The organism is Stenotrophomonas sp. HMSC10F07 (assembly GCF_001807895.1).
GTDB lineage: Bacteria > Pseudomonadota > Gammaproteobacteria > Xanthomonadales > Xanthomonadaceae > Stenotrophomonas > Stenotrophomonas sepilia.
In genome coordinates, this window is record NZ_KV791341.1 from 168,650 (window position 1) to 191,940 (window position 23,291).

Sequence of the window (23,291 nt, forward strand, 5' to 3'; positions counted from 1 at the left end):
GGGCTGAATCAATTACCGATAACGTCGGTGCCCTTGGGCGGCGTAAAGCTGAAGGTGCCGGCAGCAAAGCCTGGATTGCGCTTCCAGCCACTGAAGCTGATCACGGTGCGCTGTCCGACCGCGTCGGTGATCTCCATCTTGGCCAGGCCCTGGGCATTGAAGCCCAGCGCGGCGTACTGGAAGCTGGCTTCGGTCTCGCGCTTCGGCGACAGCGACAGCCACTGCAGGCCATCACGCTGCGCAGCCTCTTCACTGACGTCGTACTGCTGTTCCAGCAGCGCTGGGTTGATCAGCGCAGTCAGCGGGCTGTTCTGCTCTTCCTTGCCCTGCTCGCGCACGGTGACCTGCTCCAGGTCCGGCTCGTACATCCAGACCTTCCTGCCGTCAGCCACGATCAGCTGTTCGTGCGGGCGCACGTATTCCCAGCGGAACAGGCGCGGCGCCGACAGGGCCACGCGGCCACTGGTCGATTCCTTCACCTTGCCGCGGCTGTCGAACACCTGCTGGCTGAACTGGCCATCCAGGCCCTTCAGGCCACTGGTGAAAGTCTTCAGGTCATCGCGGGCACCGGCCCAGGCACTGCCGGCAGCGGCACAGGCGACGGCCAGGGTAGTCGTGGCAAGGAAACGGCGGAAGCGGAAGTTCATGCGGAAATCCTGTGGGCGCGGGCGCCAGGAAAGGTGGTTGCCAGTGTGCCCGGGGGAAGATGAATGGGCGATCAGGGCGACATTATGCCGCCCTGATCGTCCATCGGCGATTCAGCCGCCAGATGCCGGCAGCTTGCCGTACAGCACCTGGCCGCGGAAGCCGCGACGCACTTCGCGGTACAGCGCGCGGAACGCCGGATAGTCCTGCGGCTGGCACAGCGCCTCGGGGCCACGCACCGCGTTCTGCTGCAAGCGGTGGTGCACGATCACCTCCTGGCCCTCGCGGCTCCAGTCCACCCGGTATTCGCCAGCGGCATTGGTAAAGCGCTGGCTGGCCGGAATGGCGATGATCGGCGCATTGGCCGGGAACTGCAGGCGATAGGTTTCCTCGCGCAGGCTGGCATTGCAGTAGAACGGCGTCTCGTTGGCCGGCGCCGAGGCGGTGGCGTACAAGCCACGCACCGACTCGCCACCCGGCGGGTCCGGCACGGCCATGCCACCGGCCACGCTGAAGTCGGCGTAGTCCTCGGCCTGGAAGGCCATGCGGTAGCCGAACGGCCGGGTCAGGTCGACCGGTACGCCCTGGATCTGCAGCTGCCCTCGCCCATCGAAACCTGAGGCGGCCATGATCTGCTCCTCAGCGCGCGCACGGTTCTGCGCGTTGAGCTGTGAGAACTGCGCGCGCATGCCGATCTCGGCGTTCTCGCCCAGCTTCGGAATCGTTTCGCCGCGCAGGTTGCCGTTGGCATCAAACGTAAAACGCACTTCCATCGACGTCGCATTGCGCTCCGGCGTATTGGCCGGGGTACGCGCCAGCGTAGCGTCGCGGGTACGCATCACCGGCGCACCCAGGTCACCTTCCGGCAGCTGCCCGAAGCGTGCCCACGCGGTGGTCGAATCCAGGTAAAGATCAAACTCGGGGATATAGGTGATGGCGTGGTTGAAGCGGCCCAGCACCGGAATCTTCGGCAGCGTCGGGCCGCCCCCCGCACCGATCAGCACCGGCGAGCTGGCGATACCCTTGGCCGCCAGCAGCGCCTCGAGGATCGTCACGTGGTCCTTGCAGTCACCATAGTGATTGTCGAGGATGCTCTGCGCGCTGTTCGGCTCCAGGCCGCCGTTGCCCAGGTACACCGCCACATAGCGGATGTTCTGCGCGACCCAGCGATACAGCGCATCAGCCTGTTCGCGGCGGTCGCTGATGCCGGCGGTGATCTCATCAGCGAGCGCCTGCAGCGCCGGGGTCACCTGGGCCGCCGGGCCCGCCTTGAGCTGGTAGGCGCGCCCCATCTGCGACCAGTCACGATACGTGCTGGCCATGATGTTCGGGCCGAACTCCCAGCCCGCCGCCGACCAGTTCTGCGCCGGCATCGCCTCGCGGCGCTGGTAGCGCCAGCGCCATTGCGCCTGGCCATTCTTCACTGTCGGCCGGTCACTGCCCTGCACGCCGCGGCTGTCCACGAGCATCGGCAGGTTGGCCGGCGCACTCAGGGTGACCTCGGCGTCCTCGTACTCGGTGAAGACGTTGAAGGTCTCCCACAGGCCGAAATAGCCCGGGAAGTACGGCGTAGCCTGGGTGCGACGCACCTGGTAGTACAGGCGCGTGCCCGGGGCCAGGTTCGGGAACACGATCACCCGCACCTTGCGGTCGGCATACATCGCCGCCGAGGCGCTGGAGTAGCTTTCCTGGGTGTAGATGCGGTCGGCCGGCACGTCGCGGCGCTGGCCGTCGGCGGTGATGGTGTAGGCGCCAAGCACCTCCAGCGTTTCCATCTTCTCGCTGTAGCTCAGCCGCACCTGGCTGAACTGCTCGACCGAGGCCTTGGTCTTGAGCAGGACCTCGTAGGTTTCGGTCTGCACATTGCCCGCATCCGGCCGGACCTGGTAGTCGGCGCGGTAACGGACAATGCTGAAATTATTGCTGGCTTCGGTATCGCCGCTGGTGGAAGGCGGCGCCGTGGCGGGCGCGGAGGTGGCGGTTTCTGCCAGTGCCGGGCCGGCAGCCATCAGGGCAGCCAGCGCCAGCGCCAGCGCGCTTGGTACGGGGTGAAGCATGCGTCGGTTCCTTGGACGTCGTGGGGGATACGTCGGGTCTTACTTCGGCGGCGGCGGTGCCAGCACCGTGCGGTCGCCGTTGTGCTCGGGCGGGCTGACCACGCCGGCCGCTTCCATGGCCTCGATCAGTCGCGCTGCACGGTTGTAGCCGATCTTCAGCCGGCGCTGCACGCCGGAAATCGAGGCACGGCGGGTCTCGGTGACCACCCGCAGCGCTTCGTCATACAGCGGGTCGGACTCGTCGCCGGCCGCACTGGTCTCGGGCAGGCCAGTGGCGCCGACGACCACGCCGTCGCCCATCGTCTGCACTTCGTCCAGCACGCCGTCGACATAGTCGGCCGGGCCCATCGCCTTGAGGTGCTCGACCACGCGATGCACTTCGTCGTCGGACACGAACGCACCATGCACGCGCTCGGGCAGCGCGGTGCCCGGCGGCAGGTACAGCATGTCACCGTGGCCGAGCAGGGTCTCCGCGCCGGACTGGTCGAGAATGGTGCGCGAGTCGATCTTGGAGCTGACCTGGAAGGCGATGCGGGTCGGGATGTTGGCCTTGATCAGGCCGGTGATCACATCCACCGACGGGCGCTGCGTGGCCAGGATCAGGTGGATGCCAGCCGCACGCGCCTTCTGTGCCAGGCGCGCGATCAGCTCTTCCACCTTCTTGCCGACGATCATCATCATGTCGGCGAATTCGTCGATGAAGATGACGATGAACGGCAGCGTTTCCAGCGGACGCGGCGCCTCGCCCAGCTCCGGGTTCGGCTTGAACAGCGGATCCATCAGCGGCTGGCCGGCGTCCTGGGCTTCCTTCACCTTCTTGTTGAAGCCAGCCAGGTTGCGCACACCCACCGCGCTCATCAGCTTGTAGCGGCGCTCCATCTCGGCCACGCACCAGCGCAGGCCGTTGGCGGCCTCCTTCATGTCGGTAACCACCGGCGCCAGCAGGTGCGGAATGCCCTGGTAGACGCTCAGCTCGAGCATCTTCGGGTCGATCATCAGCATCCGCAGGTCTTTCGGCGACGCCTTGAACAGCAGGCTCAACACCATCGCGTTGACCGCCACCGACTTGCCCGAACCGGTCGTACCGGCCACCAGCAGGTGCGGCATGCGCGCCAGGTCGGCCACGGTCGGGCGGCCGGCGATGTCCTTGCCCAGCGCCAGGGTCAGCACGCTGGCCGATTTGTCATATTCCTTCGAGCGCAGCAGCTCGGACAGGAAGATCATCTCGCGGGTGACGTTGGGAATTTCCAGGCCGATCACCGACTTGCCCGGAATGACGTCGACCACGCGCACCGACTTCACCGACAGGCCGCGCGCGATGTCCTTGTCCAGCGAACTGATCTGGCTGACCTTGATGCCCGGTGCCGGCTCGATCTCGAAGCGGGTGATCACCGGGCCAGGGTTGGCGCCGACCACCTGCGCATCGATGCGGAAGTCCTTCAGCTTGAACTCGATCTGCCGCGACAGGGTCTCCAGTGTCTCTTCGTCGTAGCCCTTCGGCTGCGGCTTGGGATCATCCAGCAGCGCCAGTGGCGGCAGGTCGGAACCATCGCCGTTGACGCCACGGAACATCGGAATCTGGGTATCGCGCTTGGCGCGATCACTCTTCTCGATCACCGGCTCAGGGCGCGGTTCGATCTTTACCGGCTCGCGCTTGGCGCGCACCTCGGCGTCGGCCTTGCGCACTTCCTGGCGCTCCTCGCGCATCACCCGGGTCTGCTTCCACTCGCTGACTTCTTCCTTCTTGCGCTCCAGCAGCGGTGCCAGCGACATCACGCCACGGCCGATCTTCTCCATCACCGTGAACCAGGACAGCCCGGTGGCCAGGGTGATCGAGGCCAGCAGCAATACCAGCACGAACAGGTTCGCCCCCAGCGCACCGAAGCCCACCGTGAGCGAATTGCCCACCAGCTTGCCGAGAATGCCGCCGGCACTGGCGACATCGCCACTGAACAGGCGCACGTGCAGGAAGCCGGTGCCGGCGATCAGGAAACCGACCAGACCGACCAGGCGCAGCGCCGGGTCCAGATCGTTCTCGCCCTTGCTCTCGCGCTTGAGGCCGAACATGGCGATCCACGCCAGTGCGCCGAGCACCACCGGCAACAGGAAAGCGATGTAGCCGAACAGCTGCAGCAGCACGTCGGCAATCCAGGCCCCGGCGCGGCCGCCGAGGTTATGCACCGGCGCGACCACGCTGCCAGTATGCGACCAGCCAGGATCCGTGGCTGAATAGGTGAACAGACTGGCTGCCAGGTACAGCAGGGCCGGCGCGATGGCGATCAGGCCCAGATCGCGCCAGAGGCGCTGGCGGCGTGGATTGTCGGTCGTCGCCGCCGCGGCCGTGCGACGTGACGCCTTGCTGTCGTCCGACTTGGAGCGTTCAGGGACCTGCTTCGCCACCTTAGACCATACCTTTGGAATGCGCTGTTAGTGATTGATAATAAATGAGACGGCGTCAGTTTTCAGTTATGCGACGTCCGGCAAGGCAATCCGAGGCCCGGAACCACCGCTGGATGACGGCGTTCTGTTCATCGGCTTGAATCGCCCTGCCCCAGCCGCCACTCTATGGGCAGCCATGGATGCTGCGCAAACATCGCCAGCGCCTTGTCCCATCTACCTTTTCGCGAGTTTACATGAGCACCAGCCTGCCCTCCCGCCACCAGCGCCTCGTCATCCTCGGTTCCGGCCCGGCCGGTTGGACCGCCGCCGTCTACGCCGCCCGTGCCAACCTGAAGCCGGTCGTCATCACCGGCCTGCAGCAGGGTGGCCAGCTGATGACCACCACCGAGGTGGACAACTGGCCGGGTGACGCCCACGGCCTGATGGGCCCGGACCTGATGGCGCGCATGCAGGCGCACGCCGAGCGCTTCGAGACCGAGGTCATCTTCGACCATATCCACACCGCCGACCTGTCGCAGCGCCCGTTCAAGCTGATCGGCGACAGTCACGAGTACACCTGCGACGCACTGATCATCGCCACTGGCGCCACCGCCAAGTACCTGGGCATCCCGACCGAAGAGACCTTCAAGGGCCGCGGCGTCTCCGCCTGCGCCACCTGTGACGGCTTCTTCTATCGCGACCAGGACGTGGTCGTGGTCGGCGGCGGCAACACCGCCGTCGAAGAGGCGCTGTACCTGTCCAACATCGCCCGCAAGGTCTACCTGGTCCACCGCCGCGACACCCTGAAGGCGGAGAAGATCATGCAGGACAAGCTGTTCAGGAAGGTCGCCGAAGGCAAGATCGAGACCGTCTGGCACCACCAGGTGGAGGAAGTGCTGGGCAACGATGCCGGCGTGACCGGCGTTCGCGTGAAGTCCACCCTGGACGGCAGCACCCGCGACATCGACGCACACGGCTTCTTCGTGGCCATCGGCCACCACCCGAACACGACCCTGTTCGACGGCCAGCTGGCGATGAACAACGGCTACCTGGAAATCCGCTCGGGCCTGGGCGGCAACGCTACCCAGACCTCGGTGGAAGGCGTGTTCGCCGCCGGCGACGTAGCCGACCAGCACTACCGCCAGGCGATCACCTCGGCCGGCTTCGGCTGCATGGCCGCTCTGGACGCCGAGCGTTATCTGGACGCGCAGGGCAAGGCCAGCTGAGTCGAGCCATGCTCGACCCCGACCAAAGGCCGGCGCGAGAGCGCCGGCCTTTGTGCTTTCAGTAGTGCCAGGCCATGCCTGGCAGACCGAAGCCTGCTCTCACGTCCGTACGCACGCCTGCGAAAACTCGACAGGTGCCGACGCAACCCCGTCTGCGTCCCTTAGGAGCGCACTCCAGCGCGCGACGCCCGTGCCGATGCCATTGCAGGCAAGATTGATCACCACCGGCTGCATCGGATCGTCAAAAGTCTGCGTCGACGAAGAGCACGCACCCGCCTCGGAACAGGTCGTCAGCGAGAGCTCCACCGACAGCGGGTATTGGGGATTCCCGGCATAGCGGACTTCGATGTCACGGGCCGATTGAACCGGCACATTGGTATCTGGGATCGGATGCAAGACCAGCGGCTCGCAGGCCTTGCCTGCTGCCCAAAGGCGATAGCCCTTCTCCACGCCTTTCATCGACGCCGAGCGGAAGACGGGGTCCTGCAAGGCAGCCACATCGTCAGGATTGGAGTGGTAGGCGGTTTCGATGATCACCGAGGGCATCTTTCCGATGCGGTTCTCGCCGTGCCTAGCCGAAGTCGAACTCTCGCGAATCGGGAAATCCTGATAGCCAGGCTGCGCGCGTATGACTTCCCGCATCGAACACAGGATGCTGTCCGCCAAGGCCTTATCCTGCGGTTTCGCCTGATGGTAATAGACCTCGGTGCCACGCGTACTGGCTGAATCGCTGCCATTGGTGTGCAGGCTCAGCATCACATCCACACCCAGATGGTTTGCATAGTTGGGCCGAGCCCGTATGTCCTCTTCCTTTTCGCGAGCAGACTCCGGGCTGTTCGGAAACTCATTCCACATGTCGGTGCGTTCGGGGAAAAGCGCTTTGAGGTGGTAGCGGGATGACATGTGCTCCCATGGCTTCCCGGACTCCGGATGGAGTTCCGTGGAGCGGCTCCGTGCCCGGTGCACCGTCAAGCCGCTACGTTGTTCCATCAATACTTGCAGTTCGTCACCAAACAGTGGACTCAGCGTGTCTTCCTGAATGCCGAGAGGCGCTGGACGCTGAAACTTCCATTCTCTGCTGGGATGCAAGCTGATGTAGCCATGGCTTGCTGATACCAAAGCTGACGTATGCGTCGATCTCGCCCGCGCCTGCGGCGGAACGGCGAGATCCTCCGGGTAGTACTCCTCAAGGGTTTTTCCGTCGAATAGGAAATCAATGTCGTTCACAATCAGTCCTGACTTTTCGGCATAGAACCTCAACGAGGACGCCATCGGAATCAGGAAGAGCTCGTCATAACCCCGATCGGGGCCAGGAAGATATCCAGGCCCAAAGCTGATCACCATTGATCTTGCCTTCGCATTGAGACGGATGCTGACGCTGACATGTCGCAGCTCACCCCTCTCCTGCAAATGACGCGTCAACTGGCTCCCAACTTCACGCTCCAACAGCGCAACCACCTCCGCGTAGGCACCCGGATCCTCAAGCACTTTTGCTGGCTGATCTCCAGAAGCCCAAACAGGTGACACAAAGATCAAGCCACACGCGACCACGGCAGTTGCAAGCTTCAATCCCTTCATTGTTGATTTCTCCATGTGGTGGGATGCGCGCCACTCATGCGGCGCCCCGCCACCCTGCCGAGCCGTACGCCGGTGATTCCGCACCAGATGCACACGGTTGGAGAATTCAAACTTTCCTCATGCCCCCGCAGAACAAACCAACCCAGCCCCGCCAACACCATTCGTGATCCACCTGGCCTATCCTTGCCAACCATGCCCTCCGCCCGCTTCCTCGACTCCCTGCAGTCCATTCCCGCCACCGACTGGGACGCCCTGCACGAAGGCCAGAATCCGTTCGTCAGCCACGCCTTCCTCTCAGGCCTGGAACAGCACGGCTGCCTGCGCGAGGACTGGGGCTGGCAGCCCCGGCACTTCACGCTGTGGGAGGGCGAGCGCCTGATCGGCGCCATTCCGGGCTACCTGAAGACCAACTCCCACGGCGAATTCGTGTTCGACCATGCCTGGGCCAACGCCTATGCCCGGCATGGCCGCGACTACTACCCGAAGTGGCTGGGCGCGGTGCCGTACTCGCCGGTCACCGGGCCGCGCCTGCTGGCCCGTCACGATTCAGATCGCACCGCGTTGCTTTCGGTGTTGCGTGATGCACTGCCAGCACTGGAAGTGTCATCGGCCCATATCAATTTCCACACCGCAGCGGACGAGGCGCTGTTCGTCGATGACTGGCTGCTGCGCGAGGACGTGCAGTTCCAGTGGCAGAACCCGGGTGACTGGGCGACATTCGACCAGTTCCTCGGCGCGATGAACCACAAGCACCGCAAGAACATCCGCCAGGAACGGGCCAAGGTCACCCGCCAGGGCATCACGTTCCGCGTGGTGCATGGCGACGAGGCCAGCCGCGCCGACCTGCAGGCGATGTATCGCTTCTACCTGCAGACCTTCCTTGAGTACGGCAATGCCCCGGCGCTGACCGAGGCTTTCCTGCGCCATCTGGCCATTTCATTGGGACGTGGGCTGGTGCTGTTCCTGGCCGAGCAGGAAGGCCAGCCAATCGCCGGCGCACTTTGCCTGCGCGGTGGTGACACGCTGTACGGTCGCTACTGGGGTGGCGCCACATTGCCCGGCCTGCATTTCGAAGCCTGCTACTACCAGGGCATCGAATACTGCCTGCGCGAAGGGCTGAGCCGTTTCGAGCCGGGCGCACAGGGCGAGCACAAACTGGCGCGAGGCTTCCTGCCGACGCTGGTACGCAGCCGGCACTGGGTGGCCGACGCGGATTTCGCCGAGGCGTTGCAGGAGTGGTGCAGGCAGGAGCGGCGCGATGTGCGGCGGTACCGGCAGGAGCTGCTGGGGCACAGCCCATTTCGCGCGGACGGGTGACCAGCCAACCAGGGTTGGCATCTACCGCGGCATTCGCGCGGGGCCGCGACAACTACAATGCCGGCATGACCCGCCAGCTGCCCTGGCGCCTGGCCGATGCGCCGGACGCCCCCTTCCCTCCGGCCGAGACCGCCCTGCGCCAGCCCGACGGCCTGCTCGCGGTGGGTGGCGACCTGCATCCAGCGCGTCTGCTCAACGCCTACTCAGGCGGCATCTTTCCGTGGTTCAGCGAGGGCGAGCCGATCCTGTGGTGGTCGCCTGATCCGCGTATGGTGTTCCGCACCGACGGCGTGCACCTGTCCAGCCGCTTCCGCCGCCAGCTGCGCAGCAGTACGTGGGAGGTCAGCGCGGACACCGCCTTCAGCCAGGTGATGCGCGCCTGTGCGGCGGCACCTCGGCCCGGCCAGGACGGCACCTGGATCAGCCCGGCCATGGTCGAGGCCTACAGCCAGTTGCACGACCTCGGTTTCGCCCATTCCTTCGAAGTCTGGGACGGTCAGTCGCTGGTCGGCGGCATCTACGGGGTGGCCATCGGGTCAATGTTCTTCGGCGAGAGCATGTTCAGTGGCGCCAGTGGTGGTTCCAAGATCGCGCTGGCGGCACTGGCGTCCACGCTTCACGGCTGGGGCTGGGAGCTGATCGACGCCCAGGTGGAAAATCCGCACCTGCTGCGGATGGGCGCCGAACACCTGCCGCGCGCGGAATTCCTGCAGCACGTGCGCCAGGCCGTGCGCCGTGACAGCCGTGAAGGCTCGTGGACACAGGCCGTCGGACGCTTGCCAGCCCAGCATTTGGCCGGCAGTTAACACAAACTTTGCAAGCTGGGCCGGTCACGCGTAAAATACCGCGCCTTAGGCCCAGCGTGGCCGTTTTCTGAACCGCACAGGACTACATGTCGAAAGACGATTCCATCGAGTTCGAGGGCACCGTCAGCGAGACGCTGCCGAACACCACTTTCCGCGTTCGTCTGGAAAATGGGCACGAAATCATCGCCCACATCTCCGGCCGCATGCGCAAGAACTACATCCGCATCCTCACCGGTGACCGGGTCAAGGTTGAAATGACCCCGTACGACCTGACCAAGGGTCGTATCACCTACCGCATGAAGTAAGCGGTCGGCGCGCTGCGCCACTTCGACAAGGCCAGCCCTGGTTGCTGGCCTTTTGTCATGCCTGCAATCCGGCCCTGCCGGAGGTCATCGTGACCGAACTCACCGTGACGTCGGTCAGCCCTGCTTGCGGCAGATTCGCATCTGCATCGGTGGCGGCATCGTGGGACCCGATCCAGTCCGGATCGCCATCCCCCTGCCCCGCCATGAACATGCTCCCGCTGACCGCTCTGCTCGTCGCCCTTGCCGTGTCCGCCAGCGCAGCGCCCGTGCGCGCCGCCGACACTCTTTCCACCTCCAGTGACTGCGTCCAGCTGGGCAGCGACCAGCAACTGGTGCGCGCCGGCGCTTCGCGCAACATCCTGCTGCGCAATGGCCAGGACCACTACGTCGTGCATTTCCAGGACGACTGCTCGGCGGCAGGCTACTCGCGGAAACTGAGCTTCGCCACGGACGGCCAGCAGGGTCTGCTGTGCGCTGCCGGCCGCAGCCAGCTGCTCACCGATTCCAGTCGCTGCATCGTGTCGCAGATCGAGCCAGTCGACGAGGCCACCTTCAAGAAGAAGGCCCGCCAGCGCAGCCGCTGACGGGGCACATGACAAGGGCGGCCGAAGCCGCCCTTGTCATGTCAGGTCCGCCGAAACCGGCCGGGGGTCAGTTCATTCCACGGTGACCGGCAGCAGGCGCTCCGGTTCGGCCTGGGTTTCGACCACCAGCTCGTCGTCGCGCACATCGATGCTCACCTTGCCGCCGTTGACCAGCTTGCCGAACAGCAGCTCGTCGGCCAGCGGACGCTTGATCCTGTCCTGGATCACGCGGGCCATCGGACGCGCACCCATCAGCGGGTCGAAGCCGTGGTGGGCCAGCCAGTCGCGCGCGGTTGGCGTGGCCGACAGGCTGACGTGCTTGTCCTGCAGCAGCATCTCCAGCTCGATCAGGAACTTGTCGACTACGCGCAGGATGTGCTCGAAGCCCAGCGCCTGGAACTGCACCACCGCGTCGAGGCGGTTGCGGAATTCCGGAGTGAAGCTGCGGCGGATGGTCTCCATCGCGTCGGTGGCGTGGTCCTGCTTGGTGAAGCCGATCGAGCGCCGCGAGGCCTGCGCCGCACCTGCATTGGTGGTCATCACCAGCACCACGTTCTTGAAGTTGGCCTCGCGACCGTTGGTATCGGTCAGCACGCCGCGATCCATTACCTGCAACAGGATGTTGAAGATGTCCGGGTGCGCCTTCTCGATTTCGTCCAGCAGCAGCACGCAGTGCGGTGTCTTGACGATCTTCTCGGTCAGCAGGCCGCCCTGATCGAAGCCGACGTAGCCTGGAGGGGCACCGATCAGGCGGCTGATCGAATGCGGCTCCATGTATTCGGACATGTCGAAGCGGACCAGCTCGATGCCCAGCTGCAGCGCCAGCTGCTTGGTCACCTCGGTCTTGCCGACACCGGTCGGGCCGGCGAACAGGAAGTTGCCGATCGGCTTTTCCGGATTGCCCAGGCCCGAGCGGGCCAGCTTGATCGCCGAGGACAGCGTCTCGATGGCCGGGTCCTGGCCGAAGATCACCATCTTCAGGTTGCGCTCCAGATGCTGCAGCACATCCTTGTCGGTGGCACTGACCTGCTTGGTCGGGATGCGCGCCATCTTGGCGACGATCGCCTCCACTTCCTCGACGTCGATCAGCTCCTTGCGCTGCCCTTCCGGCAGCAGGCGCTGGCGGGCACCGGCCTCGTCGATCACATCGATGGCCTTGTCCGGCAGCAGGCGGTCGCCGATGTGCTTCACCGACAGGTCAACCGCCGCCTGCAGCGCCTCGTCGGAGTAGGTCACGCCGTGGTGCAGCTCGTACTTGGACTTCAGGCCCTGCAGGATCTCGTAGGTCTCGCCAACGGTCGGCTCGACGATGTCGATCTTCTGGAAGCGGCGGGCCAGTGCCCGGTCCTTCTCGAAGATGCCGCGGTATTCCTGGAAAGTGGTCGAACCGATGCAGCGCAGCTCGCCGGAGGCCAGGGCCGGCTTGATCAGGTTGGACGCATCCATGGTGCCGCCCGACGCCGAACCGGCACCGATGATGGTGTGGATCTCGTCGATGAACAGCACCGCGTTGGGCACCTTCTTCAGTGCGGTAAGCACGCTCTTCAGGCGCTTCTCGAAGTCGCCACGGTACTTGGTGCCGGCCACCAGCGCGCCCAGGTCGAGCGAATAGATCACCGCGTCGGCAAGCACGTCGGGCACCGAGCCCTCGACGATGCGGCGGGCCAGGCCCTCGGCGATGGCGGTCTTGCCCACGCCGGCCTCGCCCACGTACAGCGGGTTGTTCTTGCGGCGACGGCACAGGACCTGGATGGTGCGCTCGATCTCGTCACCACGACCGACCAGGGGATCGATGCGGCCGGACCGGGCCTGTTCGTTGAGGTTGCTGGCGAACTCGGTCAGGGCATCACCCTTCGGCTCACCCTCCCCGCCTTCCATGCGGCCCTCGCCGTCGGAGGAGGAGGACGGCTGCTCGCCTTCCTCGCCCAGCTTGGCGATGCCGTGGGACAGGTAATTGACCACATCCAGCCGGGTCACATCCTGCTGGTTGAGGTAGTAGACGGCGTGGGAGTCCTTCTCGCCGAAGATGGCGACCAGCACGTTGGCGCCGGTGACCTCCTTCTTGCCCGAGGACTGCACGTGGTACACGGCCCGCTGCAGCACGCGCTGGAAGCCCAGGGTCGGCTGTGTATCGCGGCCGTCATCTTCGGCCAGGCGCGACACGGAGGCCTCGATGGCCTGCTCCAGCTCCTGGCGCAGGCGTTCGGCGTCGGCACCACAGGCCTTCAGTACGGCCTGGGCGGACGGGTTGTCGAGCAGTGCCAACAGCAGGTGTTCGACCGTCATGAACTCATGCCGGGCCTCACGGGCGCGCTTGTAGCACTGGCCGATGGTGTGTTCGAGGTCTTTGCTGAACATGGATTACTCCGGCGGCAGATGGGAACAATATGCGGCCTGACTACGCGATTTCCATCACCCTAGCGGATTGCTGCGTTCAGATGGCGTTAGCACTGCAGAACGCTTGATCTTCGTTCACTCCAGAAGACCTCAACCGGCATGAGCGAACCCTACCTGAGCCGCTGGCGATTGCGGCGTGATGGCCCGGCCATCGAAACGCCCCATGCCCGGCTCTGGCCGGTGCTGACCGCTGCCGGCACGCCGGCGATGCTGAAGATCAGCAGCGAAACCGAGGAGCAGAACAGCCACCGCCTCCTGCGCTGGTGGGACGGCGACGGCGCTGCCCGCCTGCTGGCCCACGCCGGGCCGGCGATCCTGATCGAACGTGCCGGCGGCGACTCGCTGAGGCAACGCTCGATCGAGGGCGACGACGAGGCCTGCACCACGATCCTGTGCCAGGTCCTGCAACGGCTGCACCGACCACGGAGCGCGCCGCCAGCGGAACTGGCCTGCCTGCGTACATGGTTCGCCGATCTGCTGCAGCCAAGGGCCGCGCTGCCGCCACTGCTGGAACAGTGCAGATCACTGGCGGAGGTGTTACTGATGGAAGAACGCGAGGTCCGGCCCCTGCACGGTGACCTGCACCACGACAACGTGCTGGATTTCGGCAGGCGCGGCTGGCTGGCGATCGATCCGAAGCGGCTGCTGGGCGACCGTGCGTTCGACTACACGACGATGTTCAGCAATCCGGATCTCTGTGGCCCGGGCATCCACGTGGCCACGCGGCCGGAGCGGTTTGCTGCCCGGCTGGAACAGGTCAGCGCACTGGCCGGCCTGGAGCGCACGCGCCTGCTGCGCTGGATCGCGGCCAGCATGGCGCTGTCGGCAGTGTGGTTCAGGGATGACGGCGACCCGGCCGACGTGGACGAGGCGGTGGCGCGGATGGCGCTGGAGGCGCTGGCGGAGGCCTGATCCAGCTGTAGAGCCGAGCCTGCGCTCGGCTGCTGCTGGCAGAGATCTGGATGCCTGGGTGAACAGCAGCCGAGCGTGGGCTCGGCTCTACAGGTCGGGGGCGGTCAGGCCTTTTCCATCGTGCACAGCAGCGGATGCTGGTTCATCCGCGAGTACTCGTTGACCTGGGCAACCTTGGTCTCGGCCACTTCGCGGGTGAAGACACCGCAGACGCCGCGGCCGCGGGTATGAACGTGCAGCATCACCTGGGTGGCCTTGTCCAGGTCCATGCTGAAGAACTGCTGCAGCACATCCACCACGAAATCCATCGGGGTGTAGTCGTCGTTGAGCAGCATCACCTGGTAGAACGGCGGCGGCGCCACTTCCGGGCGCGCGGGCTCTACGGCAACGCCGTGCTCGTGCTGGGAATCGGGGGAGGACTCATGGGGCATCCATCCATTATAGGGGCTCGGGCAGGCCTGCGTCGGCCCGCCGCAGATTGGACGGCACGCACGCCCACCGTCACAATTGCACCCTCTCCCAACACTGTTTCACAGGATCTTCATGAAAAGGACCCTTCTTCCCGCCCTGCTGATCGCGCTGGCCGCTGCCGGCTCTGCCACTGCCGCAACCAGCGCCGACAAGTCCGTGGCCCGCCATCTGGACAAGCTGGGCTATACCTACGAAGTCGACGAGGATGGCGACTACCGCATGGTGTTCGACGTCGAGGGTGACCGCACCCAGATGGTCTACGTGCGCTCGGCGGTGGAGGATTTCGGCAGCCACAACATCCGTGAGATCTGGTCGCCGGCCTACAACGCCAAGACCAAGCAGTTCCCGGTGGCCGTGGCCAACCGCCTGCTGGAGGATTCGCAGGACGCCAAGATGGGGGGCTGGGTAAAGCAGGACACCACCGCCATGTTCGTGGTGAAGATCGACGCCGATGCCACCCCGGACCAGCTCAGCGACGCCATCGATGCGGCCATCCGCACCGCCGACGCGATGGAGCTGGAGCTGACCAAGAAGGACGAGTTCTGAGTTGAACGCCACGCCGGACCCGCGCTGGGCACCGCACGCCACCGTCGCCACGGTAGTGGTTGACGGCGGCCGCGTGCTGCTGGTCGAAGAGACCATTGAAGGCCGCCAGGTGCTGAACCAGCCGGCCGGCCACCTCGAGCCAGGCGAAAGCCTGGCCGAGGCAGCCCTGCGCGAGACCCGGGAGGAAACCGGCTGGACCGTGCAGCTGACCCATTTCATCGGCTGCTACCAGTGGACTGCCGGCGACGGCACCGCCTTCCTGCGCTTCTGCTACGCAGCACACCCGGTCTCGCACGACCCGGCCCAACCGCTGGACACCGGCATCGACCGCGCGTTGTGGCTGACCCCGGCCGAGCTGCAGGCCGCCGGCGAGCGCCAGCGCAGCCCGCTGGTCTGGCAGGTGGTGGCGGATTACCTGGGTGGCCAGCGCCATCCGCTTTCGCTGGTCCGGGAGGTCGCATGAGCACGCCGCGCGTGATGGTGGGCGTCTCGGGTGGTGTCGACTCTTCGGTCGCCGCCTGGCGCCTGGTCCAGCAGGGCGAGGCCGTGGCCGGCCTGTTCATGCAGAACTGGGCCGACGACGGCAGCGGTGACTGCCGTGCCGAGGATGACCGCCGCGATGCGGTCGCCGTATGCGGCCTGCTCGGTATCCCTTTCCACTTCCGGGACTTTTCCAGCGAGTACTGGCAGGGCGTGTTCGAGCACTTCCTGGCCGAATACGCCGCTGGCCGCACGCCGAACCCGGACGTGCTGTGCAACCGTGAAGTGAAGTTCAAGCATTTCCTGGATGCCGCCCGCGAGCTGGGCGCCGAGCGCATCGCCACCGGCCACTATGCGCGGGTCACCCAGCGCGGCCACCAGTGGCTGCTGCTGCGCGGTGCCGACCGCTCCAAGGACCAGAGCTACTTCCTGCACCAGCTGGGCCAGGAGCAGCTGGCGGCCACCCTGTTCCCGATCGGCGACCTGGAGAAGACCGACCTGCGACGGATTGCGCGCGACGTCGGCCTGCCGACCCACGCCAAGAAGGATTCCACCGGCATCTGCTTCATCGGCGAGCGGGATTTCCGCGAATTCCTCGGCCGCTACCTGCCGGCCAGGCCCGGCCAGATCCTTGACCCGGCCGACGGCAGCGTGATCGCCGAACATCCGGGCGTGTTCTATTTCACCCTGGGCCAGCGCGAGGGCCTGAACATCGGCGGCGTACGCGGCCGCCCGGCCGCACCGTGGTACGTGGTCGGCAAGGATGTGGCCAGCAACGTGCTGTACGTCGACCAGGACCGCGACAGCCCATGGATGCTGTCCGAGCGCCTGCGATCGGAGCCGGCGCATTGGATCTCGGGCTCGCCACCCGCGCGACGCTTCGAATGCACCGCCCAGACCCGCTACCGCCAGCCCGATGAGCCGTGTACGGTCGACGTGCTGGACGATGGCAGCGTGCTGGTCACCTTCGCGCGCCCGCAGCGTGCCGTTACCCCCGGTCAATCGCTGGTGCTGTATGACGGTGATGTGTGCCTGGGTGGCGCGGTGATCGCCGCCACCGATGCGCCGCTGGAACAGCGCCTGCGCACCACCCCCTCCCCTTTTGAGGTAATCGCTGCATGAGTTTCACTGTCGACGACCGCGTCCTGGCCTTGGCCGGCATTGCCCAGGCCCTGCAGCAGGTACGCCGCATCGCCGATACCGGCCATTCCGACGCCGCCGCCGTGCGCACCGCCGTGGACAGCGTGTTCCGTGTCGATGCGTCCTCGCCGCAGGCGGTGTTCGGTGACCGCCATGCACTGAAGGCCGGGCTGCGCCTGCTGCACAACTATTTCCGCAACCAGGGCCAGGATCCGATCCTGCCGAAACTGGCGCTGTCGGTGCTGCAGCTGGAGCGCCGCTTTGTTCAGGATGGCGCCACCGTGAACAAGGTCGCTTCGGGCATCGAGCGTGCCCAGCGCCAGGCCACCGAACTGGGCGACAGCGGCCACCCGGATGTGCTGGCCAGCCTGGGAAGCCTGTACGCGGACACCATCAGCCACCTCAAGCCGCGGGTGATGGTGCAGGGCAACCCGCACTACCTGGGCCAGGCCGGCGTGGTGGCCGAGATCCGTGCCCTGCTGTTGGCCGCGGTGCGCTCGGCAGTGCTGTGGCGCCAGCTGGGCGGCAGCTACTGGGACTTCCTGTTCGGCCGCAAGGCGATGATCGAGGCCGTGGACCGGCAGCTGGCGTAAGGGTGTGGGGTCAGAGCCCTTTTCCATGAAAAGGGATCCGACCCCGCCGCTGCCTACCCAGGGGTCGGATCTCTTTCCGGCACGGAAAGGGCTCTGACCCCGAAGCCGCCAAGCGCCGGAAAACCGGCGCATTCAGAATGCACTTGCAAGCACATCGACGTTAAAGAGAAAGGGGGTACGGCCGATACATCCTCCGTGCACCTCCCGAGAACGTCCATGTACTCACGCATTTTCATCCGTCTGGCCGCCCCCCTGGCTCTGACCCTGCTGCTCCCCTTCGCCATCGGTTTCGAATGGCCGGCCGCCCTGCGCTGGGCGATCCTGACCACGATGACGCTGAGCTGGCTCGGCTTTGCGTGGTGGACCACCCGCGCCCAGGCGCATCGTTCCCCGGAACATGCCCGTGTCCTGCGTGAGCAGGACCAGCTGCTGACCGAACTGCGCAACTTCGTCGGCAACGAAATCGACGGTTCGCGTGGTGAAGTGGAACGCGCCCGCGACCTGATCCGCCAGGCGGTCTCCAGCCTGGGCGGCAGCTTCGATGCGATGAACCGCAAGTCGCGCCAGCAGAGCCAGGCGCTGTCGCGCATCGTCGACCGCGCCGGCGATGAAGGCAATGCCGGCCTCGACGTTGCCCGTTTCGCCCAGCACGCCAGCCACCGCATGGAACAGCTGGTGGAAGCGCTGGAACAGGTGAGCGGCCAGAGCAGCACCACCGTGCAGCACATCGACCAGATGGCACAGCACCTGGATGGCATCTTCGCGCTGCTGGAAGACGTCAAGTCGATCGCCGACCAGACCAACCTGCTGGCGCTGAACGCCGCCATCGAAGCCGCGCGTGCCGGTGAAGCCGGACGAGGCTTCGCGGTGGTCGCCGACGAAGTGCGCAACCTGTCCGAGCGCTCGACCACCTTCAACGAGCAGATCCGCAAGCTGGCGCACAGCTCCAAGGACGCCATCGCCAAGGTGCGCGAGACGGTCTCGCACATGGCCTCGCGTGACATGGACCGCTCCCGCGAAGCACGCCAGGAAGCGGCGGCAATGCTCGACAATGTCGCGCAGATCAATGCCTCGCTCGGCGACGGCATGCGCGAAGTCTCCGAGTGCGCACGTGCGATCGATGGCAGCGTGGCCGAAGCCGTGCGCGCCCTGCAGTTCGAAGACATCGCCACCCAGGCGCTGGGCGGCGTGCACACCCACCTGGACCGCCTGACCGCGATCAACCGTGAAGCGGTGGCCCTGCAGGAACTGCTGCACCGCAATGGCGGCGTGTTCGACGAAGAGATCGCCACGGCCCTGCAGCGCACCGGCAACCGCCTGCGCGAACTGCGCAGCGAATGGGAACGCCCGCCGCACAAGCCGGTTGCCCAGCAGAGCATGGGTGCCGGCACCGTCGAGCTGTTCTGATCCTGATGTCCGCTGCCCTCGCTGGCAGCCCGCAAGGCCTCGGTCCGTCCGGGGCCTTTGCCTGTGACCCGCCGCTGGACGCATCCTGTACGCGCACCATGACCCTGATCCGCGCCCTGCCCTCCCTCACCGACACCGAGCGCCCGCGCAACGCGAGCGTGCGTGAGCAGCTGCAAAAGCTGGAAGAGGTCGCCCGCGAGGAAATCTGCGAGCTGCAGCAGCTGGCGGACGCGCGCCCGGCGCCGTCGCCGGCGGACGAGGAACTGCTGGGGCTGGCGTGGGACCTGGGGTTGGATGGCGAAGCGCTGAAGTAGATCCACGCCATGCGTGGATGGACGACGCGATACCTGCAACCTCTGCTTTGCCTGTCGCCCTTTAGGATTTGTTGTATAGGCTGAGGAAGGGGAAGAGGACATACTGCCGCCCTCCCCCGTCTCTCTGGCCTCTGAATGACGTTCAATCTGGAAGAAGCCCGCGAGGCTTTTGAGCACTTCCTGATGTTGATGGACGGCCAGATTGAATGGCTGGTCGCGCAGGCTCAAATGCATGGCAATGAACTGGATTGCAGCCTCGAAAGCCTCGACAGGCTGGAACACCTCCATGACTTGATGGCAGCCACGCTGTCTGAGGATGAGCGGGACTCTCTGAGGGTCGTGTTCGCCCGATATCTAGGGGAGACCGTCAGGCTGGCACACGGTGGGAAGTGGACCCTGCCACTTGATGACCCAAAGGACATCAGTTTCAACATGCCCGTTATCGTGGGGCACTCATCCTGCCCGTGGTTGGAATTCAATCCCATCCATACGATACGAGCCTATTCACTTCGGGCCAAGCCCGGAATGATCCGAGGCATCGTAGCGCACAGTGTTGCTCCACAGATTCTGGATCTCAGCGATCTGGTGGAAGAGGACTGACGCCAAGAGGCTGCTTGAGTCGCTGGGCGGCCCACCCGGATGGTGGCTCGGACCGCCTGCCATCCACGCATGGCGTGGATCTACTGTTCGGGCAGTGGCATGATCCGCCGGTCCCGTTCATGGAAGACCGATGGCCATCGCTCTGATCGCAGTACTCCTGATCGAAACGGTCCTTCTGATGGCCTGGGTGGCCGGCTATTTCAGCTGGGGCATCACCCTGTTCAACGAGCGCATTGCGGCGTCACCGGCCATGCAGGCCCGCCTCTCGCTGGGCAGCCTGGAACGTGACCTGCCACAGGACAAGTGGCTGCGACTGGCCTTCCATGCGCTGCCCGATGGCAGCATGGCGTTCCGCGAGAGCTTCGCGCCGAGCTTCGGCCTGCGCTACTTCCCGGTGATGCGCGGTCGCATCGTACTCAACGCGCGACGGCACGAGGTGCGGGTGACGGGCCTGTGCAGCTGGTTCGTGGCGATCCTGTCGCTGCTGCTGTTGCCGCTGGTGGCGATGCGTCCGACGGTGGCGCCGATGCTGCTGGTCCTGCCGCTGTTCCTGGCCAGCTATCTGGTCCAGAAGCGCCGCTATGCCGCCATCGTCGAGGCGCTGCGCATGCAGTTGAAGGCGGATTTTCCGAGGTAGATCCACGCCATGCGTGGAGGGTCGCATGTGCAGGCATTGGTGCCGACCAAGATCCGCGCCCACAGGCTGGGGTTACGCCGAGCGCAGGCATCCGTGCCGACCAACGGTCGGCACCTACCAGCGTCGGGTGGTCAGCGCACCAGCACCGCTTCGCTGCTGGCGTCGGTGCGCATCGGTAGCGGACGCTGCTGCCGCAGCCATTGCGCCAGGTCACGCGGGCTGAGCGGGCGCGAGTACAGGTAGCCCTGGATCTCGTCGCAGCCCTGGCGGCGCAGCATGTCTTCTTCCTGGTGCGTCTCCACGCCCTCGGCCACCACCTTCATGCCCAGCGCGTGGCCCAGGTGCACGATGGCCTGGGTCACTTCGGCCGTGCCGGAGTCGTGCAGCATGCCCTGCACGAAACTGCGGTCGATCTTCAGGCGTCCCACCGGGAAGCGGTTGAGGTAGTTGAGGTTGGAAAAGCCGGTACCGAAGTCGTCCACCGCCAGCGGCACGCCGTGCCGTTCGAGCACGTCGAAGCAGTGGCGCAGGATGTCGGTGTCACGGATCAGCGCCGATTCGGTCAGCTCCAGCTCCAGCCGCTGCGGCGGCCAGCCGTGGGCATGGCAGATCTCGATCACACGTTCGGCGAAGCCACGGTCGCGCAGCTGCACCGCCGATACGTTGACCGCGATGCGGTCGAAGTGCAGTCCAGCCCGGTCCCAGGCGGTTGCCTGACGGCAGGCTTCGTTCAGTACCCAGTCGCCGATGCGTACGATCTCGCCGCATTTCTCGGCGATGGGAATGAACTCGGCCGGGCTGCAATAGCCGATGCCGGGGCGATGCCAGCGCAGCAGTGCTTCGATTGCCGGCGGCTCGCCCTGGTGGGCATGCAGCAGCGGCTGATAGGCCAGGCTGAACTCCTCGCGCTCGATCGCACCGTGCAGCGCGTGCTCGAGCTCCAGCCTGCGCTGGATGCGGGCCAGTGCGTCCTGGCTGTAATACTGGTAGGTGTTGCGTCCGGCTTCCTTGGCCGCGTACATCGCAGCGTCGGCAGCGCGCAGCAGTGAATCGAAATCGGTCTGCGCATCGCCCAGCATCGCGATGCCGACACTGGCACCGACCTTCAGCGTGGTCTCGCCACGGCGCAGCGGCTCGGCCAGCGAGGCGATCAGCTTGCGGGCGACATGTCCCGCATCCTCGGGCTCAGCCAGGTCGCGCAGTACGACGATGAACTCGTCGCCGCTGAAACGGCCAAACAGATCATTGTTGCGCAGGTTCTGGTGCAGGCGGGTGGCGGCAGCCTTCAGCAGCGCATCACCCGTGGCGTGGCCGAAGCTGTCGTTGATGGTCTTGAAGCCGTCCAGGTCGATGAACAGCATCGCCAACGAGGTGCCGCGATCACGCGCCTCCTCGATGGCCTCGGCGGTCTGTTCGCCGAGCAGCACGCGATTGGGCAGGCCGGTCAGCAGGTCGTAGTGGGCCAGCAGTTCAATGCGCTCGTTGGCCTCGCGCTCGCGGGTGATGTCACGGAAAAGCACCACGAAGCGCGGCGGCAGTCCGTCACGACGATCCAGCTCGATCAGCACCTGCACCCAGACACGCAGGCCGGACTGGCGGTAGAAGCACAGGTCCAGCTGCTCGGGCAGGCCGCCGTTGGCGATGCGGGCCAGTGCCGCCTCGAACGCATCGCGCGAGTCTTCGGTATACAGCGCCATCGCCTGATCGAGGGTGATCGGCTCCTTGCGCAGGCCGTGGATGCGATAGCATTCCTCGGTCCATTGCATGCTCCGGGTCTGCACCTCGATCTCGCAGCCGCCGATGCGGCCCAGCGCGGAAACCCGGTTCAGCAGTTCGGTGCGCCAGCGAATCAACGCGTCGGTCTGGTGCTGTTCGGTGATGTTCTGCACCTGGCCGAGCAGGCGCTTGGGCTGCCCGTCCATGTCCAGCAGCGGCTGCATCCACAGCCGCAGGTGCTGCGATGGCTCATGGCCACGGGTCAGCTCCAGCTCGAGATTGGCGGCACGACCATCGCGCCACAGCCGCCGCCATGCCGCACGCAACGCGCCACGCGAGCGCGGATGCAGCTGCTTCAGCCAGCGCCGCTGGCCGGGCACGGCGCCGTGCTCCAGCGCCAGCAGCGAGCGCAGTTCCGGCGACCACCAGAAGTGCCCGCTGTTGGGGTCGAACGACCAGCTGCCCATGCTGGCGATGCGCTGGGCCTCGCTCAGGTGCAGCTGCTGCTCCTGCAGCAGCGATTCGAGCTGCTTCTGCTGCTCGATATCGGTATGCGTGCCGACCATGCGCAGCGGCTGGCCATCGGCGGTGCGCGCGACCACGCGGCCGCGATCCAGCACCCAACGCCACTGGCCATCGGCCTGGCGGAAGCGGAACTGTGCGCTGTACTGCTCGCTGCGCCCGCGCAGGTGCTCGTCGAGCGCGGCACGCACCTGGTCGATGTCCTCGCTGTGCACGCGCGACAGCAGTTCGGTGGCCGTCTCGTCGCCCAGCGCCGGCGTGCGCGCCACCCGGTCACTGGGGATGTCCCAGTCCCACAGGCTATGGCCGGCGCTGTCCAGTGCCAGTTCCCAGCGCCCACCCCCATCGACCGGCACCGGCTCGGGAATGCTCAGGGTGAACGCCAGCAGGTTGCCGGCACCGTCATGCACGGCGCGCAGGTGGCCGTCGTAGTGGCCGCGCGGGCCGCCTGGCAGCGTGCAGGGCACGATGCCGCCATCGGCGGCCATCAGGCGTAGATCTTCCAGCATTGGCGCATAGGCAGCCACGGTGGCCGGCAGGCCATGCTCGCGCGCGGCCGGATTGGCCGCCAGCGGGCGCCCGGTACGGTCGACGATGACCAGCGCCGACGCAAGCGGGTGCTGCAGCAGGCTGGCGATGATCCCTTGGTCCACGCGATC

The 23,291-nt window shown here is 65.8% G+C and carries 21 protein-coding genes; 14 read left to right on the forward strand and 7 right to left on the reverse strand.

Features of this window, described 5'->3' with window-relative positions; genetic code table 11:
• Positions 1 to 8 precede the first annotated feature (8 nt).
• From lolA to HMPREF3114_RS04410, 3 genes are all read right to left on the reverse strand, one after another.
• Positions 9 to 647 (reverse strand): outer membrane lipoprotein periplasmic chaperone LolA, encoded by a 639-nt coding sequence (gene lolA / locus HMPREF3114_RS04400; protein WP_005416489.1) that lies wholly within the window; start codon positions 645 to 647, stop codon positions 9 to 11.
• Positions 648 to 758: 111 nt separating this feature from the next.
• The gene (locus HMPREF3114_RS04405) at positions 759 to 2,702 is read right to left on the reverse strand and encodes a DUF3857 domain-containing protein (protein WP_053496671.1); all 1,944 of its coding nucleotides are present in this window, start codon (positions 2,700 to 2,702) and stop codon (positions 759 to 761) included.
• A 39-nt stretch (positions 2,703 to 2,741) separates the two neighbouring features.
• Entirely contained in the window at positions 2,742 to 5,102 is a 2,361-nt protein-coding gene (locus HMPREF3114_RS04410; protein WP_005416487.1) for a DNA translocase FtsK, read from the reverse strand.
• Positions 5,103 to 5,335: 233 nt separating this feature from the next.
• Between HMPREF3114_RS04410 and trxB the strand changes: the two genes are divergently transcribed.
• Positions 5,336 to 6,307 carry a thioredoxin-disulfide reductase gene (gene trxB, locus HMPREF3114_RS04415; protein WP_005416486.1) on the forward strand — a complete coding sequence of 324 codons (972 nt, stop codon included), beginning with the start codon at positions 5,336 to 5,338 and terminating at the stop codon, positions 6,305 to 6,307.
• 99 nt (positions 6,308 to 6,406) lie between these two features.
• On the opposite strand, the gene HMPREF3114_RS04420 is transcribed toward trxB, so the two are convergent.
• Entirely contained in the window at positions 6,407 to 7,885 is a 1,479-nt protein-coding gene (locus HMPREF3114_RS04420; protein WP_053496672.1) for an N-acetylmuramoyl-L-alanine amidase family protein, read from the reverse strand.
• Between the two features lie 192 nt (positions 7,886 to 8,077).
• Between HMPREF3114_RS04420 and HMPREF3114_RS04425 the strand changes: the two genes are divergently transcribed.
• The 4 genes from HMPREF3114_RS04425 (at position 8,078) to HMPREF3114_RS04440 (ending at position 10,897) form a co-directional block, all read left to right on the forward strand.
• Positions 8,078 to 9,202 carry a GNAT family N-acetyltransferase gene (locus tag HMPREF3114_RS04425; protein ID WP_053496673.1) on the forward strand — a complete coding sequence of 375 codons (1,125 nt, stop codon included), beginning with the start codon at positions 8,078 to 8,080 and terminating at the stop codon, positions 9,200 to 9,202.
• Positions 9,203 to 9,267: 65 nt separating this feature from the next.
• Positions 9,268 to 10,008 (forward strand): leucyl/phenylalanyl-tRNA--protein transferase, encoded by a 741-nt coding sequence (aat, locus tag HMPREF3114_RS04430; protein ID WP_053496701.1) that lies wholly within the window; start codon positions 9,268 to 9,270, stop codon positions 10,006 to 10,008.
• Between the two features lie 86 nt (positions 10,009 to 10,094).
• On the forward strand, positions 10,095 to 10,313 hold the full coding sequence (infA, locus tag HMPREF3114_RS04435; RefSeq protein WP_005409596.1) for a translation initiation factor IF-1: 219 nt from the start codon (positions 10,095 to 10,097) through the stop codon (positions 10,311 to 10,313).
• Positions 10,314 to 10,402: 89 nt separating this feature from the next.
• The gene (locus tag HMPREF3114_RS04440) at positions 10,403 to 10,897 is read left to right on the forward strand and encodes a hypothetical protein (protein WP_229765971.1); all 495 of its coding nucleotides are present in this window, start codon (positions 10,403 to 10,405) and stop codon (positions 10,895 to 10,897) included.
• A 72-nt stretch (positions 10,898 to 10,969) separates the two neighbouring features.
• Here the strand turns inward: HMPREF3114_RS04440 and clpA are convergent, their stop codons facing one another.
• Positions 10,970 to 13,255, reverse strand: a complete 2,286-nt coding sequence (clpA, locus tag HMPREF3114_RS04445) for an ATP-dependent Clp protease ATP-binding subunit ClpA (protein ID WP_049460782.1) — start codon at positions 13,253 to 13,255, stop codon at positions 10,970 to 10,972.
• A 138-nt stretch (positions 13,256 to 13,393) separates the two neighbouring features.
• Between clpA and HMPREF3114_RS04450 the strand changes: the two genes are divergently transcribed.
• Complete coding sequence (locus tag HMPREF3114_RS04450; RefSeq protein ID WP_053496675.1) at positions 13,394 to 14,206, forward strand: APH(6) family putative aminoglycoside O-phosphotransferase; 813 nt, start codon at positions 13,394 to 13,396, stop codon at positions 14,204 to 14,206.
• A 104-nt stretch (positions 14,207 to 14,310) separates the two neighbouring features.
• Here the strand turns inward: HMPREF3114_RS04450 and clpS are convergent, their stop codons facing one another.
• Positions 14,311 to 14,637: an ATP-dependent Clp protease adapter ClpS gene (gene clpS, locus HMPREF3114_RS04455; RefSeq protein ID WP_005416477.1), complete on the reverse strand. Its 327-nt coding sequence runs from the start codon at positions 14,635 to 14,637 to the stop codon at positions 14,311 to 14,313.
• Between the two features lie 112 nt (positions 14,638 to 14,749).
• On the opposite strand from clpS, the gene HMPREF3114_RS04460 reads away from it, so the two are divergent.
• From HMPREF3114_RS04460 to HMPREF3114_RS04495, 8 genes are all read left to right on the forward strand, one after another.
• Positions 14,750 to 15,223: a hypothetical protein gene (locus tag HMPREF3114_RS04460; protein ID WP_005416476.1), complete on the forward strand. Its 474-nt coding sequence runs from the start codon at positions 14,750 to 14,752 to the stop codon at positions 15,221 to 15,223.
• A gap of 1 nt (position 15,224) precedes the next feature.
• The gene (locus HMPREF3114_RS04465; RefSeq protein WP_049460786.1) at positions 15,225 to 15,686 is read left to right on the forward strand and encodes an NUDIX hydrolase; all 462 of its coding nucleotides are present in this window, start codon (positions 15,225 to 15,227) and stop codon (positions 15,684 to 15,686) included.
• A complete protein-coding gene (gene mnmA / locus HMPREF3114_RS04470; protein ID WP_005416474.1) occupies positions 15,683 to 16,825 on the forward strand; it encodes a tRNA 2-thiouridine(34) synthase MnmA in 1,143 nt (380 codons plus the stop codon). Before HMPREF3114_RS04465 ends, mnmA begins: the two co-directional genes overlap by 4 nt.
• Positions 16,822 to 17,436: a high frequency lysogenization protein HflD gene (gene hflD / locus HMPREF3114_RS04475; RefSeq protein WP_005416473.1), complete on the forward strand. Its 615-nt coding sequence runs from the start codon at positions 16,822 to 16,824 to the stop codon at positions 17,434 to 17,436. Before mnmA ends, hflD begins: the two co-directional genes overlap by 4 nt.
• Before the next feature lie 216 nt (positions 17,437 to 17,652).
• A complete protein-coding gene (locus HMPREF3114_RS04480) occupies positions 17,653 to 18,843 on the forward strand; it encodes a methyl-accepting chemotaxis protein (protein WP_005416472.1) in 1,191 nt (396 codons plus the stop codon).
• Positions 18,844 to 18,848: 5 nt separating this feature from the next.
• Entirely contained in the window at positions 18,849 to 19,157 is a 309-nt protein-coding gene (locus HMPREF3114_RS04485; RefSeq protein WP_229765972.1) for a hypothetical protein, read from the forward strand.
• A gap of 135 nt (positions 19,158 to 19,292) precedes the next feature.
• Positions 19,293 to 19,757 (forward strand): hypothetical protein, encoded by a 465-nt coding sequence (locus HMPREF3114_RS04490; protein ID WP_053496677.1) that lies wholly within the window; start codon positions 19,293 to 19,295, stop codon positions 19,755 to 19,757.
• Positions 19,758 to 19,887: 130 nt separating this feature from the next.
• Positions 19,888 to 20,394 carry a hypothetical protein gene (locus HMPREF3114_RS04495; RefSeq protein ID WP_053496678.1) on the forward strand — a complete coding sequence of 169 codons (507 nt, stop codon included), beginning with the start codon at positions 19,888 to 19,890 and terminating at the stop codon, positions 20,392 to 20,394.
• A 131-nt stretch (positions 20,395 to 20,525) separates the two neighbouring features.
• Here the strand turns inward: HMPREF3114_RS04495 and HMPREF3114_RS04500 are convergent, their stop codons facing one another.
• Positions 20,526 to 23,285, reverse strand: coding sequence for a bifunctional diguanylate cyclase/phosphodiesterase (locus tag HMPREF3114_RS04500; protein WP_049461077.1), 2,760 nt, complete (start codon positions 23,283 to 23,285; stop codon positions 20,526 to 20,528).
• Positions 23,286 to 23,291 lie beyond the last annotated feature (6 nt).